This window comes from Geothrix fuzhouensis, assembly GCF_024609325.1.
Taxonomy (GTDB): domain Bacteria; phylum Acidobacteriota; class Holophagae; order Holophagales; family Holophagaceae; genus Geothrix; species Geothrix fuzhouensis.
This window is the reverse complement of sequence record NZ_JANHMQ010000003.1, coordinates 55,576-70,910: the sequence shown is the minus strand read 5'-3', so window position 1 is coordinate 70,910 and position 15,335 is coordinate 55,576. Positions and strand designations below refer to the sequence as shown.

Here is a 15,335-nt window from a genome sequence, read left to right as displayed (position 1 = left end):
AGCGGAACCGCCATGATGCTGGTTCTTCAGGGCCGTAGCATGGGCCGCTGGAGGTTCTATGCGTGCCCTGACCTCGCCCTCGGCTGTGTCCTGACCCTGGCCGCCCAGGACAACCCGCTGCCCAAGCCCACGGCCCGTCACCTGGCCATGCAGGACCAGGCGGGCACCTGAATGGCTGTGTCCAAGGGGCCTGCGCCAAGAACTGCCGTGAGCAGACGCTCTTCTTCGAGGGCTACGACGAGGCGGAGAAACCCCTCACGTTAAAAGAAGTCCACACCCAAGTCGACGGCGACCACCGCACCGCGATCATGTGTGTGAAGGGCAAGGACGGCGCCTTCGTGAAGATGATGGAGATGGAATACACCCGAGCGAAGCAGGCGCACTTACCGGCACCCGTTACTGGAATTCTTCGAGCTCTTCGGGCACCGGCTCCGGCGCGCGCTTGAAGATGGCGGAGGCACTTCGCCGCCCGTCCATGACGATGTGTACGGGTTCGTCCAGGCGGGTATGCACCAGGCAGCCCGAACGCCAGGTCTCGGGCTGCCGGCGCAGCCAGTCCCAGTCGAGAATGCTGGAACCGCGTGGGTAGGGCACGGTGAAGTAGCCGATGTTCAGGGACGTCACGTTGTGGAAGAAGTGGGAGCCCAGCGAGGCATCCGCCTGGAAGTTCTCCATGGCGTACTCCACGATCACCTGGGCGCAGGAGATCATGGACCACACGATGGGGATGCCCAGGTGGCGGTCGTTGCTGCCCCAGCGGCCGGGCCCGAGCAGGGCATACTTCCCCCCTTCGGTGCGGAAGCGGTCGTTGAGCTTCTCGAGCTCGGCCGCCAGGGCGGGCGTCTCGAACTTGTCGAAGCCTTCCGGATCCACCCAGACGATGTCCCGCAGGCCTTCGACAATCCCGTTGCCCACGCACCGCTCGGAAAAGAGGAAGACTTCGGCTGGGTTCAGGTCCTCGATCGAGAGGTTGACGTCGCCGGCCTCCATGAGCTGGTGCTTGATCTGGAGGAGGGTGAAGGTGGGCTTACCGTTCTCGGGGTCGGGATCGAGGTTCACGGCGAACTCCAGCTCCACCGGCGTCTCCATGGCCTCGCGGATCAGCTCCAGCAGGCGCTGGAGGATATTTGGCAGGGGGAACTGGTCGTACTTGAGGATGTCGCGGAAGTTCACGATGCGCGGGCCCACATGGTCAAGGCCGTCCTGGATGCGGTCGTCGTTCCAGTCCCAGACGGAGGCGCAATGCTGCAGGGCGCCATCCTTTTCCGCATCCTGGATATCCAGGTTGAGCAGCGTGGCGTCCTCGCCGCTGTAGAGGTCCACCGAGGTGCGGCTCATGTCCAGGGCATAGAAGCGCTTTTGCGTGGTGCGCAGCTGCTCCTTGGGGGGGAGCATGTCCATCTCGGGGTAGGGGGGCGAGAAGCGGTAGGCCTTTTCCCCCTCCACCACGTACTTGCCCAGCCCCACGGCGATGTTGGCGATGCCATCCTGCGGCAGCGTATAGGCCACGGGGTAGTAGTTGAAGGACTGCGCCACGCCGGAGATGTGCGGGTAGAAGCGGTTCCCGAAACGGCGACCGGAGACTTCCTGGATGAGGATGGCCATCTGCTCCTCTTCGATCTTGTAGTCGATGGCCTGGAAGTAGGCGCGGGAGGCCTTGGAATACACGGAGGCGTAGACCAGCTTGATGGCCTCCATGAGCTGGACCTCGCGCACGGCCGGATCAGGATCGTTGTTGGGCAGGAAGAAGGTGCTGTAGAGACCCGCGAAGGGATGCGAAAGGCTGTCCTCCAACAGGCCCGAGGAGCGCACCGCCAAGGGCACCTTCGCGTGCTTCGTCAGGAAGAGCCGCAGCTTGGCCATCAGCTCCGGCGACAGCGAGCCCATGAGGAACCGCCGCTTGATGGCATCGTCGTCGGCGTCGCTCTGGACCATCTGTCTCAGCCCGTTCCGGTGGATGAAGCCGGAGAACTCCTCGGTGCCGATGATGGCCGAGCGCGGGATGCGGATATTGGCGCCGGGGACCAGGTGCTCCAGGTCCAGGCGGGAGAGCAGTGAGTGGGTGAAGGCCACGCCGCGCGCCTTGCCCCCCATGGAGCCCGGGGCCAGGCGGAGGATGTTGGGCTCGTCCCGGGGCGTGAATTCCGTGAGGGGGATCACCTTGCCCAGCGTCTTCATGCGTTGCACGTAGTCGCCCACATTGATGAGGAAGGTGCGCATCTCTTCTGGATCGCGGTAGTCCGAGATGCGGAAGCGCGCCAGGACCTTGGCGACCTGGACCTCGCCGCGCGCCATGATCCAGGAGGAGAAGTGGTTGCGCATGGCGTGGTAGACCAGGGACTCGGCGGGCACGGTCCGCAGCTTCTCCCGCAGGTCCTCCATATCGGTGGCCCGCGCGATCTCTTCGCCCTGGGGGTCGCGGAAGATGAAGTCGCCGAAGCCCAGGCGCTCGTAGAAGAAGGCGGATAGTTCGGCCCCCAGCGTGTACGAGTTCTTGTTGAGGAAGCCGCTCCCCAGGGCCGTGGCCCAGGATTCCTTGAGGGGATCCGAGGACTGGAGCAGGGTCGGCAGGTCGGGGATGCGCTCCTTCAGGGCCCGGATCAGCTTGATGCCGGCCTCCCGGTCCAGGGCGCCGTCCTTGGGGAACTTGCGGTCCGAGATGACGCAGAGCAGGTAGTCCTGGAACTGGTCGCAGAAGGCCATGGCCTCCTCGTACGAGGTGGCCAGGATCACCTTGGGGCGGACGCGCATGGCCAGGGTGCGCGTCATGCGGTCCATGTTCTGTTCCTTGGCCAGGCGCGTGGTCTGCTTGAGGATCTCGCTGTAGAGGATGGGCAGGTACCGCGAGTAGTAGCGGATGCTGTCCTCCACCAGGAGGATCACGCGGGTGAGGCCCACCTTGGTGTCGTTGAGGACGTTGGCGCGGTCCTCCATGAACTTCACCATGGCCATGAAGATCTCGGGATTCCCATTCCACACGAAGATCTGGTCGAAGTGGCGCAGCAGTTCCTGCCGCCGCCGGTCCATGACGCCCACTTCCACGTTGTCGTTGAGCAGCAGGTAGATGGGGATCCGCGGCGCGGCCTGCCGCAGGGCCCGCGACAGCTCCACGTGCCCACCCTGGCCCAGGCGGCTCATGACGATGATGATGTCGAAGTGCCGGCTGCTGCAGCGCTCCAGGGCCTCTTCCGTGGTGGACACATTGGTCACCCGCGGCGGGTTGCTCATGTTGAGCTGGTAGTAGCCGTCGAAGAGGATCTCGGTCAGCAGGCCGTCCTGCTCCAGCGTGAAGGCGTCGAAGGCTGGGGCCACCAGGAGGATCTCCCGGGTGCGCAGGGGCATGAGCTCGTGGAAGATCTCCTTGTCCGTCGCGTACTTGTGGAAGATTTCATTGAAGTCGCGACTGATCATCTAGGGCTCCTAACAAAATCCCACGCCGCCGCGCGAGGGGTGCTGGGCGAGCGAGGCGAGGAACGCGAGTCGAAGCGTAGCAGGCACTACGCGCGACGAGCGTGACGAAGCATCGAGAAGCCCACCACCCCTCGCCCGGAGGGATGAAGCCAGGCGGGCGCCCCGCGGCGTCAGGCCCCTTGAACGATGTCCCGCATCGCCCTGCGGGTCCTTCCTTTCGGTGCATCCCGCCTGGCTTCATCGCGGCATCGTCGGATTTTATTAGGAGCTCTTAGGGGCCTCGTCTCCCCCGCAGTTTACTGGCCTGGACATAAAAAGGGGGGCCGCTGGCGGCCCCCCTTTTCGTGCCTTGGTGGAAAGCAGAAAGCAGTTACACCAGACCCTGATCGATCATGGAGTCGGCCACCTTGAGGAAGCCGGCGATGTTCGCGCCGTTCACGTAGTTGCCTGGGGTGCCGAAGCGGGCCGCGGCATCGGCGCAGGACTTGTGGATGTTGATCATGATCTGGTGCAGGCGGGCGTCCACTTCCTCGGCGGTCCAGCCCAGGCGCATGGAGTTCTGGCTCATCTCCAGGCCCGAGGTGGCCACGCCGCCGGCGTTGGAGGCCTTGCCGGGGGAGAAGATGATCTTGCCGGTGTTGGCCTGGAAGAACTCCACGGCATCCAGGGTGCTGGGCATGTTGGCGCCCTCAATCACGGCCATGCAGCCGTTGGCCATCAGGTTCTTGGCCTCGTCGAGGTTCAGCTCGTTCTGGATGGCGCAGGGCAGGGCCACGTCCACCTTCTGTTCCCAGGGGCGCTTGCCCGCGTGGAACTGGGCGGTCTTGAACTTCTGGGCGTAGGGGGCCACGGACATGCGGTCGATGCGGAGCATCTCGGTCATGTACTCGATCTTCTCGCCGCTGATGCCGTCCGCGTCGTAGATGTAGCCGTCGGGGCCGGAGATGGTGACGACCTTGGCGCCCAGCTGGGTGGCCTTGGCAACGGCGCCCCAGGCCACGTTGCCGAAGCCGGAGACCGCCACCTTCTTGCCTTGCATGGACTCGCCCTTGGTCTTCAGCGCCTCTTCGGCGAAGTAGACCACGCCGTAGCCCGTGGCTTCGGGGCGCACGAGGCTGCCGCCCCAGTACTGGCCCTTGCCCGTGAGCACGCCCGTGAACTCGTTGGCGAGCTTCTTGTACATGCCGAACATGTAGCCGACCTCGCGGCCGCCCACGCCGATGTCACCGGCCGGCACGTCCGTGTCGGGGCCGATGTGGCGGAACAGCTCCATCATGAAGGACTGGCAGAAGCGCATCACTTCGGCGTCGGACTTGCCGTTGGGATCGAAGTTGGAGCCGCCCTTGCCGCCGCCCATGGGCAGGCCGGTGAGGCTGTTCTTGAAGATCTGCTCGAAGCCCAGGAACTTCAGGGTGTCGAGGGTGACGTTGGGATGGAAGCGGATGCCGCCCTTGTAGGGCCCGATGGCGCTGCTGAACTGCACGCGCCAGCCCGGATTGACGCGGATCTGGCCCTTGTCGTCCACCCAGGGCACGCGGAAACCGATGGCGCGCTCGGGCTCCACGATGCGCTCGAGGATGGCGTTCTTCTTGTACTTGGGCTCCTTCTCGAGGACGGGTGCCAGGGAGTGGAGGATCTCAGTCGCGGCCTGGATGAACAGGCTTTCCCAGGGGGCCTTCTTCTTGAGGCCCTCTAGGACTTCATTGACGTACTGGCTCATGGTTCCTCCGGGAGGAAGGGGGTGTGAAGGCGAAGCCGGAGCTCCGGTCGAATGGGGTCTTGGAGGTGGTGGCCGCTGCGCCCGTCCCGAGGCTGCCGCGGCGTGGTTCAAGGGCCGAAAACAGGACGACATGACTCTAGCCTCAGGAACCGGGCCGGGCGAGGGGCAGGTATCAAGAGGTGATGGGAAGCACTAAAAGGGGGCCATTTGATGGGCGCGCAAGTCATTATCTTGACGATGCGTCAAGAATGGTCCCTGGGCGCGGGGGTGGCGTCCGGCCACCCGGCCCGCACCTCCACCCGGTTGTCGTAGAACGTGCTGCCGCCGCCCCGGTCCGTGAGCCGCTGGGAGGTCAGCGCGTTCACGGTGCGGTCGCCCGGCGCGTAGCGGCGCCACCACACGCCCTCGGCCACCGCGACCCCGGCGGGCACCTTGTCCGTCACCTTCAGCGTGAAGGCGACCTCGCCCAGGCCGTTGAAGGCCGTCACCGGGTCGCCGTCCGTCAGGCCCCGGGCCGCGGCTTCCGCGGGGTTCAGCTGGAGGGCCATGGCTCCCATGCGCCGGCGCAGGTCCTCTCGCTCGTGGAAGGTGGAGTTGAGCCCCTGCACGGCGGGCGCCGTGACGAGCTGGAGCGAGTGCGGGTCCCCGTCGCTGTGGGGCGGCAGGAAGCGGGGCAGGGGCTCCGGGTCGCGGGGGTTGAGGACCTCCACCTTGCCGCTGGGCGTGTGGAAGCGGAGGCCCGCGCCGCGGCCCGGGTCCAACTCCACGGCGAAGCCCGCCGCCAGGCGGCCTTGGTCCAGGCCCGCCCGCCACGGGTGGGGCTCGGCCAGGAGCGCGTCGATGAGGTTGTCCGCGGACTGCGAGAACACCGCTTCCGTGAAGCCCATGGCCCGGGCAAGGACCTGGAACACCTCGAGGTTCGAGCGGCTCTCCCCCACGGGCGCCACGACGGGCCGCGCCCGCTGCACGCAGTAGGAGCCGAAGGCCCGGTAGAGGTCGCTGTGCTCCAGGGAGGAGGTGGCGGGCAGCACCAGGTCGGCGAAGCGGGCCGTGTCCGTCATGAACCGCTCGTGCACCACCGTGAAGAGGTCCTCCCGGCCGAGCCCCCGCAGCACGGCGTTCTGGTCCGGCGCCACCACGGCGGGGTTCGAGTGGTAGACGTAGAGCGAGGCCACCGGCGGATCCTGAAGCTCGTTCAGGGCCCAGCCCAGGCGGTTCATGTTGAGGGTGCGCACGGGGCCGGGCAGCAGGTCCTCCCGCTCGATGAGGCGCATGGGGAAGGCGCCCCCGGTGCTGGTGGACGCGAAGGCGCCGCCGCCGGGCTTGGCGTAGGCCCCCACGAAGGCGGGCAGGCAGGCCAGGGTGCGCAGGGTCATGGCCCCGTTGCCGTAGCGCGAGATCCCGTTCCCCGGGCGCAGGAACGGGTCGCGGGCGCGACCATAGGCCTCCGCCAGCTCCCGGACCGTGGCCGCGGGCACGCCGGTGATCGCCTCCACCCGCTCGGGCGGGTAGTCCGGCAGGATGCGCGCCCGCAGCTCCGCCGCGCCCTGGACGTGGGCCGCGAGGAAGGCCTCGTCGCAGAGGGTCATCCGGTCCAGCAGGTGGAGGATGCCCAGGGCCAGGGCGCCGTCCGTGCCCGGGCGCACGAGCACCACGCGGTCGCAGAGGGGCGCGGTGGCGTGGGCGTAGGTGTCGATGAGCCAGACCTGCGCGCCCTTCCGCTTGGCCTCGCGCACGGCGTGGAGGCCGTGGACCTGGGTGGCGGCGGCGTTGATGCCCCAGAGCAGGATGAGGTCGCTGGCGGCGCAGGCGTCCGGATGCGGCGCGGGCGTGCCGCCCAGCACCAGGGCCCAGCCCTCGTTCTTGGCGGGCGAGCAGATGGTGCGGTCCAGCTTCGAGGCCCCCAGGCGATGGAAGAAGGCGTGCCCGGCGTTGCGCTGGACCAGGCCCATGGTGCCCGCGTAGGAGTAGGGCAGGATGGCCTCGGCGCCGTGGATGGCGATGATCCGCCGCCAGCGCTCGGCAATTTCCCCGATGGCCTCGTCCCAGGAGATGGGTGCGAACACGCCCTCGCCCTTGGCGCCAGTGCGGCGCAGGGGCATCGTCAGCCGCTCGGGATGGTGCACCGTGTCCTGGTAGCGGTTCATCTTGGGGCAGAGGGCACCCCGGGTGAGCGGGTGCTCGGGATCGCCCGCCACGGCCACGGCGCGGCCGTCCTCCACCGTCACCAGGAGGCCGCAGGTGTCGGGGCAGTCGTAGGGGCAGACAGAGCGGTGGAGGCTGGTCGGCATGGGCCCTCCGTCGGAAGGCTCCATTGTCACCATTTTTGGGAAGAATCCCAGTCCCGGGGCCGGAGGTCCCGGGGGCCTCCTCCACCCTCGGGTCGCCGCGGCGCCTCGGATGTTATTCTCTGGGCCGGCCGACTCCCGGGACTATCCTGGCGGCAGGAAGCCCCCATGGCCTATGCCACCCTCCGCCCCGGACACGGCGCCTACGAGCGCCTGGTGGCCCGTCTGAACCGCTTCCCCCAGGGTGCCCCGCCCTCGGAGCGCCTGTTCCAGATCCTCCGCCTGCTGGTGAGCGAGGAGGAGGCCGGCCTGCTGGCCCAGGTGCCCATCCGCCCCTTCACGGCCCGCCGCGCGGCCGCCCTCTGGAGGCTCCCGGAGGCCAAGGCCCGCGCCGTGCTTGATGCCTTGGCCGAGCGGGCCATGCTGCTGGACCTCGTCCACGACGGGGAGACGCGGTACGTGCTGCCCCCACCCATGGCGGGCTTCTTCGAGTTCTCCATGATGCGGGTGCGGGGGGACGTGGACCAGAAGGCCCTGGCCGAGCTGTTTCACCAGTACCTCAACGTGGAGGAGGACTTCGTCCGGGCCCTGTTCGCCAACGGCCAAACGCAGCTGGGCCGCGTGTTCGTGGACGAGACGGCGTTGCCCCGGGAGGACAGCCTGGTGGTCCTGGACCATGAACGGGCCAGCGAGGTGGTGCGGTCGGCCAAGGCCATCGGCATCGGCACCTGCTACTGCCGCCACAAGATGGCCCATATGGGGAAAGCTTGCGACGCGCCCATGGACATCTGCATGACCTTCGGCACCTGCGCGGATTCCCTGACGCGGCACCACGTGGCGCGGCGAGTGGAGGCCGCGGAATGCCTCGACCTCCTGCAGCTGGCGCGGGAGCGGGGCCTCGTGCAGTTCGGGGAGAACGTCCGGGAGAAGGTGAGCTTCATCTGCAACTGCTGCGGCTGCTGCTGCGAGGCCATGATCGCCGCGCGGCGGTTCTCCTTCATGAAGCCCGTCCACACCACCAACTACCTACCGGAGTTGGACCTCGACCGCTGCAACGGGTGCGGCAAGTGCGTCAACGCCTGTCCCGTGGAGGCCCTCAGTCTCGTCTCGGCCCATGACCCCCACCATGCGGCGGCGAAGCGTGCGCAGTTGGACGAAGAGCGCTGCCTGGGCTGCGGCGTGTGTGTCCGGGCCTGCACGAAGAATGCGCTCCGGTTGAAGTCGCGCCGGGCGCGCGTGCTCACCCCTGCCAACACCGCTCATCGCACGGTGATGATGGCCATCGAGCGGGGCCAGCTGGCGGAGCTGCTGGTGGACGGTCAGTCGGGCTACGGGCACCGGGCCACCGCCGCCATCCTCGGTGCCGTGCTCAAGCTCCCGCCCCTCAAGCAAGCCCTCGCCTCCAGGCAGGTGAAGTCACGCTACTTGGACCGCCTGATGGCGGGATTCTGAGCGAGCCCGGTCCGGGACACTTGCGCCGCGAACGTTCCGGCGCCGGCCCAGGGGCTTCCACCCTAGGATGGTCCTTACCATGTCCCGGATGCGCCCCCTTCTCCGCCTAAGGGCCAGGATCACCCTCCTGGTCAGCCTGATCCTGGGTCTGGCCCTGCTGGTGACAGGTGTCCTGGTCGACTGGAAGATGGAACAGCAGGCCCGCGAGGCCCTGAGCAATAAGGTGATGCTGCTGTCCCGGCTCGTGGCCGAGGCTGAGACGGTGCGCGAGGGCCTGATGGGTCAGCGGCCGCCTGAACAGATCCAGGACCTCGCCGAACGGATCCGGGTCGAGGCGGGCGTGGATTATGTCGTGGTGATGAACATGAACGGCCTCCGGCTTTCGCATCCCAATCCGGCCCTGATCGGGGCCCGATTCGTGGGTGGGGATGATGCGAACGTCTACCGCGGCCAGTCCTACCTCTCGGTGGCCAAGGGCACACTCGGCGTGTCCCTGCGCGCTTTCACCCCCGTGTGGCAGGGGGATCGGCAGGTGGGGGCTGTGGCCGTGGGTCTGCTCCAATCGGGCGTGGACCGGGCCATCGTGAGTGTGCAGAGACGCATCGTGTTCGGGGGCGTCATCGGCTTCGCGGCCGGGATTCTCGGGGCCGCCTACCTGGCCGGCCGCATCAAGCGGATCCTGATGGGCATGGAGCCCCAGGAGATCTCCACCGTGCTCCAGCAGCGCAACGCGATGCTGCATTCGGTGCGTGAGGGCATCATCGGGGTGAATCGGGAGCTGGTGGTCACCATCGTCAACGAGGAGGCCCTGCGCCTGTTCGCGCTGGCGGGAAGCCACGGCGAGCTGGTGGGTCATCCGGTGGAGGAGGTGCTGCCCAGCTCCAGGCTTGGGACGGTGATGGAGACGGGCCAGGCGGAGTATGACCAGGAGGGCGACATCCTGGGCCTGAAGATCCTCACGAACCGGGTGCCCGTGCTGGTCGATGGCCGCATCACCGGGGCGCTGGCCACCTTCCGCGACATCACCGAGATGAACCGGCTGGCCGAACAGCTCACGGGCGTGCGCTTGTATGCCAACGCCCTCCGGGCCCAGGCCCACGAGTTCATGAACAAGCTCCACGTGATCCTCGGGCTGGTCCGGCTGGAGGAGTACGAGCGCCTCAAGACCTACATCACCGGCGTGGTCGGCAGGCTGGACGACGAAGTGGGCTTCGTGGTCCAGCGCATCAAGGACCCGGTCATCGCGGGGTTCCTGCTTGCCCGGTTCGCGTCGGCGCGGGAACAGAACATCCTCATGGAACTGGACCAGGACGCCTCGCTGCCCCCGTGTCCCGATGACGCGGCCTCCCACGACCTCGTCACGGTGCTCGGCAACCTGCTGGAAAATGCCGTCGAAGCCATCGGTGAAGGCGTCCGCCGCGAGATCCACGTGTCCCTCCGGCCCGAGGGAGCGCTCCTGCATGTGTCGGTCGCGGACAGCGGTCCAGGGCTGCCCGAGGAGGTCCTGGCCCAGACCTTCACCCTGGGCTTCTCCACGAAGGGTGAGAACCGCGGTTTCGGGCTCTGGCAGGCCGCCCGGGCCATCGAGGCCCGGGGGGGGCGGCTGGTCGCGAGGAACCGGGAGGGTGGGGGCGCCGTCTTCACGACTGCGTTCACGCTGTTTCCGGCGGAGGAGCCATGATCCGCGTGCTGCTGGTCGAAGACGATCCCATGGTGGCCGAGCTCAACCGGATGTATCTGAGTCGTGTGCCAGGCTTCGAGACGGTGGCTTCCGCACGCAGCACCGCCGAGGCCTTGGAGCTGCTGCGAAGCCACACCGTGGACCTCCTGCTGCTGGACATCTTCATGCCCGGCCAGAGCGGCATCGAGCTCATGGAATCGATCCGGCGACAGGGCCTGGATGTGGACGTCATCTTCGTGACCGCCGCCCGGGATGCGGCGACCATCGACCGGGCCCTGAAGCTGGGCGCGGTGGACTACCTCATCAAGCCCTTCGAGTTCGAGCGGCTCAAGCAGGCCTTGGATCGCTACGGCGAGACCCGCCGCCTGATCCGGGATGGCCAGACGCTCGACCAGGCTGAGCTCGACAAGCGCCTGGCCCGCCGGACCCCCGAAGGCCGGAGGGCGGAGGGGCTGCCCAAAGGCCTCGATCGGAACACGCTGGACAAGGTGTTGCAGGCCATCTCGGCGTGGCCGGAGACGACGCCGTGGTTCACCAGCGAGGAGATCGGCCAGTTGGTGGGCATCTCGCGGGTCTCGGTCCGGAAATACTTCGAGTTCCTCAGCACCCTCAAGGTCCTTCGCATGGAGCCCGGGTACGGCACGGGCGGACGGCCAGTCCACCGCTTCCTGCTGCAGAAAGCCTATCTGCGTGAGGCCAAGCGGTATTTATGATTCTCCGGGGGTTCTCCCTGCCACGCATGCGTGGCCGGGATCTAAGGGCACGCTGCGCGCACACCCCCGGACCCCCGCGCTCAACCCAGCTGAGCTGGGGCTCGCTTCGATTCTCCCGGGGGCTCCGCGTCGCGCCCGCGAGACAGGTCTGCTTACAAAAGTTTCAAATCCTGGAATCAACTTCCAGAACGACCATCCTCTGGCCGGGTGACGCAGCATAAGGAAAACCACCGGTAGGTCGCGTGAGTACGACGCCCGCTCGGCAACGGGGACCTTCCCCGCCGCGCACCTCCCACACCGGCATCTTTTCCACCGCGTTCACCTCCGGCCCTTCCAGGGCCGCCAGCCTCTCCTGGCTGGAGTTTCTGAAAGGACCAACCGCATGATCAAGCGAGCTGCATCAAAGCTGTACAACTGGGTCGCGTTCATGATCGTCCTCGGCGCGCTGCTGGGCCACTTCTATCCCGGCGTGGCGGTGAAGATGCAACCCCTGGCCGACGGGTTCATCAACTTGATCAAGATGCTCATCCCACCGGTGATCCTTTGCAGTGTGGTGCTGGGCATCGCGGGCTCCGGCAGCATCAAGAAGGCCGGTCGCGTGGGCGGGAAGGCCATCCTCTACTTTGAGATCGTCAGCACCCTGGCCCTGGTGGTCGGCCTCGTCATGGCCAACGTGTTCGGGCCCGGGCGCAGCTTCCACGCGGATCCCGCGAAGCTCGACCCCAAGCTCGTGGCCAACTACGTCACCCAGGCCCAGCATCTGACCATCACGGATCACCTGCTGAAGATGATCCCCAAGACCATGTTCAGCGCCTTCACGGATGGCGACATCCTCCAGGTGCTGCTCATTTCCGTGCTGCTCGGCTTCGCCGTGGCGGCCCTGAATGAGAAGCACAAGGCGCCCCTCATCGGCTTCCTGGAGAACCTCAGCAAGATGTTCTTCGGCGTCATGCGCCAGATCCTCTACCTCGCCCCTCTGGGCGCCGGTGCGGCCATTGCCTACACCATCGGCAAGTTCGGCCTGAAGTCACTGATCCCCATGGCGCAACTGATCTTCCTCTTTTACGCGACCTGCGCCGTGTTCGTCTTCGTCGTGTTGGGGACCATCGCTCGGTTGGCGGGCTTCAACATCTTCAAGGTGGTGGGCTACATCAAGGATGAGCTTCTGCTGGTCATGGCCACCAGTTCCTCCGAATCCGCGCTGATTCCCCTCATGGAGAAGATGGAGAAGCTGGGCCTATCCAAGTCCGTGGTCGGCCTGGTGATCCCCACCGGCTACTCCTTCAACCTGGATGGGACCAACATCTACATGACCCTGGCCTCGCTCTTCATCGCCCAGGCCCTGGGCATCGAGCTCACCCTGGGTCAGCAGCTCGGCATCCTGGTGGTGGCGATGATCACCAGCAAGGGCGCCGCCGGCGTCACCGGGTCCGGCTTCATCACCCTGGCCGCCACGCTGGCGGTGGTGCCCACGATCCCCGTGGCGGGCATGGCCCTCATCCTCGGCATCGACAAGTTCATGTCCGAAGCCCGCGCCATCACCAACCACATCGGCAATTGCATTGCCGCCGTGGTGATGGCCAGCTGGGAGAAGGAACTGGACTGGGATACGTTCCACGCCGTTCTGGGAAAGGCGAAAGACGTCACTCCCGTGGTCGAGGTGCCGGTGCTGGCGAACGAGATGGAGTGAAGCCCGGGCACGAACAGAAGCATTCGTTCTTCATCACAGAAAAGCCCCCGCGACGCGGGGGCTTTTCTGTGATCAGGGGTGGTGGAGACGGGGTGCTCAGGGCCCACCTGGAGCTTTGAGCTAGAAGTTCGGAGCATTAGGCAAGCCCGAAGACTCGCGGATCCCTAGACTTCTTCCTGTTGGCACGTTGGTCTCGAACCCTGTGGGTGGGAAGAACTCGCAGATATGGCCGAAATCAAATTTCACCGATTCTGGAGAAAACAATGACCCTGAACGTTCTTGGCTACGCCGCCCAATCTCCCACCTCGGCGCTGGCGCCCTTCCCCTTCGAGCGGCGTGACCCCCGGCCCGACGATGTGGTGATCGATATCCTCTACTGCGGCGTCTGCCACTCGGACCTGCACACGGCCCGCAACGACTGGGGCTGGACCACGTACCCCATCGTCCCCGGCCACGAGATCATCGGCCGCGTGCGCGCCGTGGGCGCCGCCGTGACCCGCTTCAAGGCCGGCGACGCCGTGGGTGTGGGCTGCCTGGTGGACTCCTGCCGCCACTGCCAGCCCTGCGAGCACGGCGAGGAGCAGTACTGCCAGAACGGCTTCACCGGCACCTACGGCGGCACGGACCGCCACGACGGCCGGCCTACCCAGGGCGGCTACTCGGACCAGATCGTGGTCTCCGACCGCTTCGTGCTGAAGGTGCCGGACAGCCTGGATCTCCAGGGCGCCGCGCCGCTCCTCTGCGCCGGGATCACCACCTGGTCGCCCCTGCGCCACTGGAAGGTCGGGCAGGACAGCCAGGTGGCCGTGGTGGGCCTCGGCGGCCTGGGCCACATGGGGCTGAAGCTGGCCAAGGCCCTGGGCGCCGAGGTGACCCTCTTCACGCGCTCCCAGGGCAAGGAGGTCGATGCCCGACGCCTGGGCGCGGACCGCGTGGTGCTGTCCACGGACCCCGCCCAGATGGCCTCGGTCGCGGGCCGCTTCGACCTCATCGTCGACACCGTGCCCTACGTCCACGACCTGAACCCCTACCTCCCCACCCTGGCCACGAACGGCACCCTCGTGCTGGTGGGCTACCTGGGCGGTCTGGAACCCATGCTCAACACCGTGCCCATGGTCCTCGGCCGCAAGTCCGTGGCGGGCTCCCTCATCGGCGGCATCCCGGAGACCCAGGAGATGCTCGACTTCTGCGGCGAGCACGGCATCACGTCCGACGTGGAGGTGATCCGCATGCAGGACATCAATGGGGCCTACGAGCGCCTGCTGAAGAGCGACGTGAAGTACCGCTTCGTCATCGACATGGCCTCGCTGAAGGCGAAGAACTGAACCCGACCCACAAAGGAGATCGTCATGCAGAAACGAATACTTGGAAATAACGGCCTGGATGTCTCCGCCCTCGGCCTGGGCTGCATGGGCCTGAGCTTCGGGCTTGGCCCCGCCGTCGAGAAACAGGAAGGCACCGCCCTCATCCGGGCCGCCGTGGAGAAGGGCGTCACCTTTTTCGATACGGCCGAGGTCTACGGCCCCTGGGTGAACGAGGAGCTGGTGGGCGAGGCCCTGGCGCCCTTCAAGGGCCGGGTGGCCATCGCCACCAAGTTTGGCTTCGCCATTGATCAGGTCACGGGCCAGAACCCGGGCGGCCTGAACAGCCGGCCCGAGCGCATCCGGGCCGTGGCCGAAGCCTCGCTGAAGCGCCTGCGCGTCGACGCCATCGACCTCTTCTACCAGCACCGGGTTGATCCCGAGGTGCCCATCGAGGACGTGGCCGGCACGGTCAAGGATCTCATCCGGGAAGGCAAGGTCCGGCACTTCGGCCTGTCGGAGGCCGGCGCGGCCACCATCCGCAGGGCCCACGCCGTGCAGCCCGTGACGGCCCTTCAGAGCGAGTACTCCCTGTTCTGGCGGGAGCCGGAAGCAGAGATCATTCCCACCCTCGAAGAACTGGGCATCGGCTTCGTGCCCTTCAGCCCCCTCGGCAAGGGCTTCCTCACCGGCAAGATCGACGAGACCACCACCTTCGATCCCACGGACTTCCGGAACATCGTGCCGCGGTTCACCCCGGAGGCGCGCAAAGCGAACCTCGCCCTGGTGCAGGTGCTGAAGGCCCTGGCCGCGGCGAAAGGTGTGACTCCGGCCCAGCTGGCCCTCGCCTGGCTGCTGGCGCAGAAACCCTGGATCGTCCCGATTCCCGGCACCACGAAGCTGCACCGACTCGAGGAGAACCTGGGGGGCGCCGCCCTCGACCTCACCACCGATGATCTGAAGGCCATCGAGGCCGCCGCGTCCAAAGTCGAGCTGCAGGGCGCCCGGTACCCGGAGCACCTGCAGAAGCTGGTGGGCCGCTGATCGACCGGAAACCAGGAAACGAGGGAGACCGACCC

Annotated in this window: 11 protein-coding genes; 8 read left to right on the top strand and 3 right to left on the bottom strand. The window is 66.8% G+C overall.

Translation table 11 applies throughout. The features are described 5' to 3' along the window. Window positions 1-12 precede the first annotated feature (12 nt). Both NOV74_RS11730 and NOV74_RS15495 read left to right on the top strand, forming a co-directional pair. A complete protein-coding gene (locus tag NOV74_RS11730; protein ID WP_257312621.1) occupies window positions 13-171 on the top strand; it encodes a hypothetical protein in 159 nt (52 codons plus the stop codon). Beyond that, entirely contained in the window at window positions 168-446 is a 279-nt protein-coding gene (locus tag NOV74_RS15495; protein ID WP_371748450.1) for a DUF1579 family protein, read from the top strand. The genes NOV74_RS11730 and NOV74_RS15495 overlap by 4 nt, the downstream gene beginning before the upstream one ends. Here the strand turns inward: NOV74_RS15495 and NOV74_RS11725 are convergent. From NOV74_RS11725 to NOV74_RS11715, 3 genes are all read right to left on the bottom strand, one after another. Continuing rightward, complete coding sequence (locus NOV74_RS11725) at window positions 397-3,411, bottom strand: PEP/pyruvate-binding domain-containing protein (protein ID WP_257312618.1); 3,015 nt, start codon at window positions 3,409-3,411, stop codon at window positions 397-399. The genes NOV74_RS15495 and NOV74_RS11725 overlap by 50 nt on opposite strands. 370 nt (window positions 3,412-3,781) lie before the next feature. After that, window positions 3,782-5,131 (bottom strand): NADP-specific glutamate dehydrogenase, encoded by a 1,350-nt coding sequence (gene gdhA / locus NOV74_RS11720; RefSeq protein ID WP_257312614.1) that lies wholly within the window; start codon window positions 5,129-5,131, stop codon window positions 3,782-3,784. A 242-nt stretch (window positions 5,132-5,373) separates the two neighbouring features. Then, a complete protein-coding gene (locus tag NOV74_RS11715; protein ID WP_257312611.1) occupies window positions 5,374-7,422 on the bottom strand; it encodes a molybdopterin oxidoreductase family protein in 2,049 nt (682 codons plus the stop codon). Window positions 7,423-7,587: 165 nt separating this feature from the next. Between NOV74_RS11715 and NOV74_RS11710 the strand changes: the two genes are divergently transcribed. From NOV74_RS11710 to NOV74_RS11685, 6 genes are all read left to right on the top strand, one after another. Further along, a complete protein-coding gene (locus NOV74_RS11710) occupies window positions 7,588-8,871 on the top strand; it encodes a 4Fe-4S binding protein (RefSeq protein WP_257312609.1) in 1,284 nt (427 codons plus the stop codon). A gap of 79 nt (window positions 8,872-8,950) precedes the next feature. Next, entirely contained in the window at window positions 8,951-10,552 is a 1,602-nt protein-coding gene (dcuS, locus tag NOV74_RS11705) for a DcuS/MalK family sensor histidine kinase (protein WP_257312607.1), read from the top strand. Beyond that, window positions 10,549-11,265 (top strand): response regulator, encoded by a 717-nt coding sequence (locus NOV74_RS11700; RefSeq protein ID WP_257312604.1) that lies wholly within the window; start codon window positions 10,549-10,551, stop codon window positions 11,263-11,265. Before dcuS ends, NOV74_RS11700 begins: the two co-directional genes overlap by 4 nt. 382 nt (window positions 11,266-11,647) lie before the next feature. Then, window positions 11,648-12,955, top strand: a complete 1,308-nt coding sequence (dctA, locus tag NOV74_RS11695) for a C4-dicarboxylate transporter DctA (protein ID WP_257312602.1) — start codon at window positions 11,648-11,650, stop codon at window positions 12,953-12,955. 263 nt (window positions 12,956-13,218) lie between these two features. After that, complete coding sequence (locus tag NOV74_RS11690; protein WP_257312599.1) at window positions 13,219-14,280, top strand: NAD(P)-dependent alcohol dehydrogenase; 1,062 nt, start codon at window positions 13,219-13,221, stop codon at window positions 14,278-14,280. Window positions 14,281-14,304: 24 nt separating this feature from the next. Then, window positions 14,305-15,300, top strand: a complete 996-nt coding sequence (locus tag NOV74_RS11685) for an aldo/keto reductase (RefSeq protein ID WP_257312596.1) — start codon at window positions 14,305-14,307, stop codon at window positions 15,298-15,300. The last annotated feature ends 35 nt before the right edge of the window (window positions 15,301-15,335 follow it).

Bases quoted from the DNA above. Each gene is read 5' to 3' on its own strand.
- NOV74_RS11730 (WP_257312621.1), top strand. From the start codon at position 13: ATGATGCTGGTTCTTCAGGGCCGTAGCATGGGCCGCTGGAGGTTCTAT.
- NOV74_RS11725 (WP_257312618.1), bottom strand. From the start codon at position 3,411: ATGATCAGTCGCGACTTCAATGAAATCTTCCACAAGTACGCGACGGAC.
- gdhA (WP_257312614.1), bottom strand. From the start codon at position 5,131: ATGAGCCAGTACGTCAATGAAGTCCTAGAGGGCCTCAAGAAGAAGGCC.
- NOV74_RS11715 (WP_257312611.1), bottom strand. From the start codon at position 7,422: ATGCCGACCAGCCTCCACCGCTCTGTCTGCCCCTACGACTGCCCCGAC.
- NOV74_RS11710 (WP_257312609.1), top strand. From the start codon at position 7,588: ATGGCCTATGCCACCCTCCGCCCCGGACACGGCGCCTACGAGCGCCTG.
- dcuS (WP_257312607.1), top strand. From the start codon at position 8,951: ATGTCCCGGATGCGCCCCCTTCTCCGCCTAAGGGCCAGGATCACCCTC.
- NOV74_RS11700 (WP_257312604.1), top strand. From the start codon at position 10,549: ATGATCCGCGTGCTGCTGGTCGAAGACGATCCCATGGTGGCCGAGCTC.
- dctA (WP_257312602.1), top strand. From the start codon at position 11,648: ATGATCAAGCGAGCTGCATCAAAGCTGTACAACTGGGTCGCGTTCATG.
- NOV74_RS11690 (WP_257312599.1), top strand. From the start codon at position 13,219: ATGACCCTGAACGTTCTTGGCTACGCCGCCCAATCTCCCACCTCGGCG.
- NOV74_RS11685 (WP_257312596.1), top strand. From the start codon at position 14,305: ATGCAGAAACGAATACTTGGAAATAACGGCCTGGATGTCTCCGCCCTC.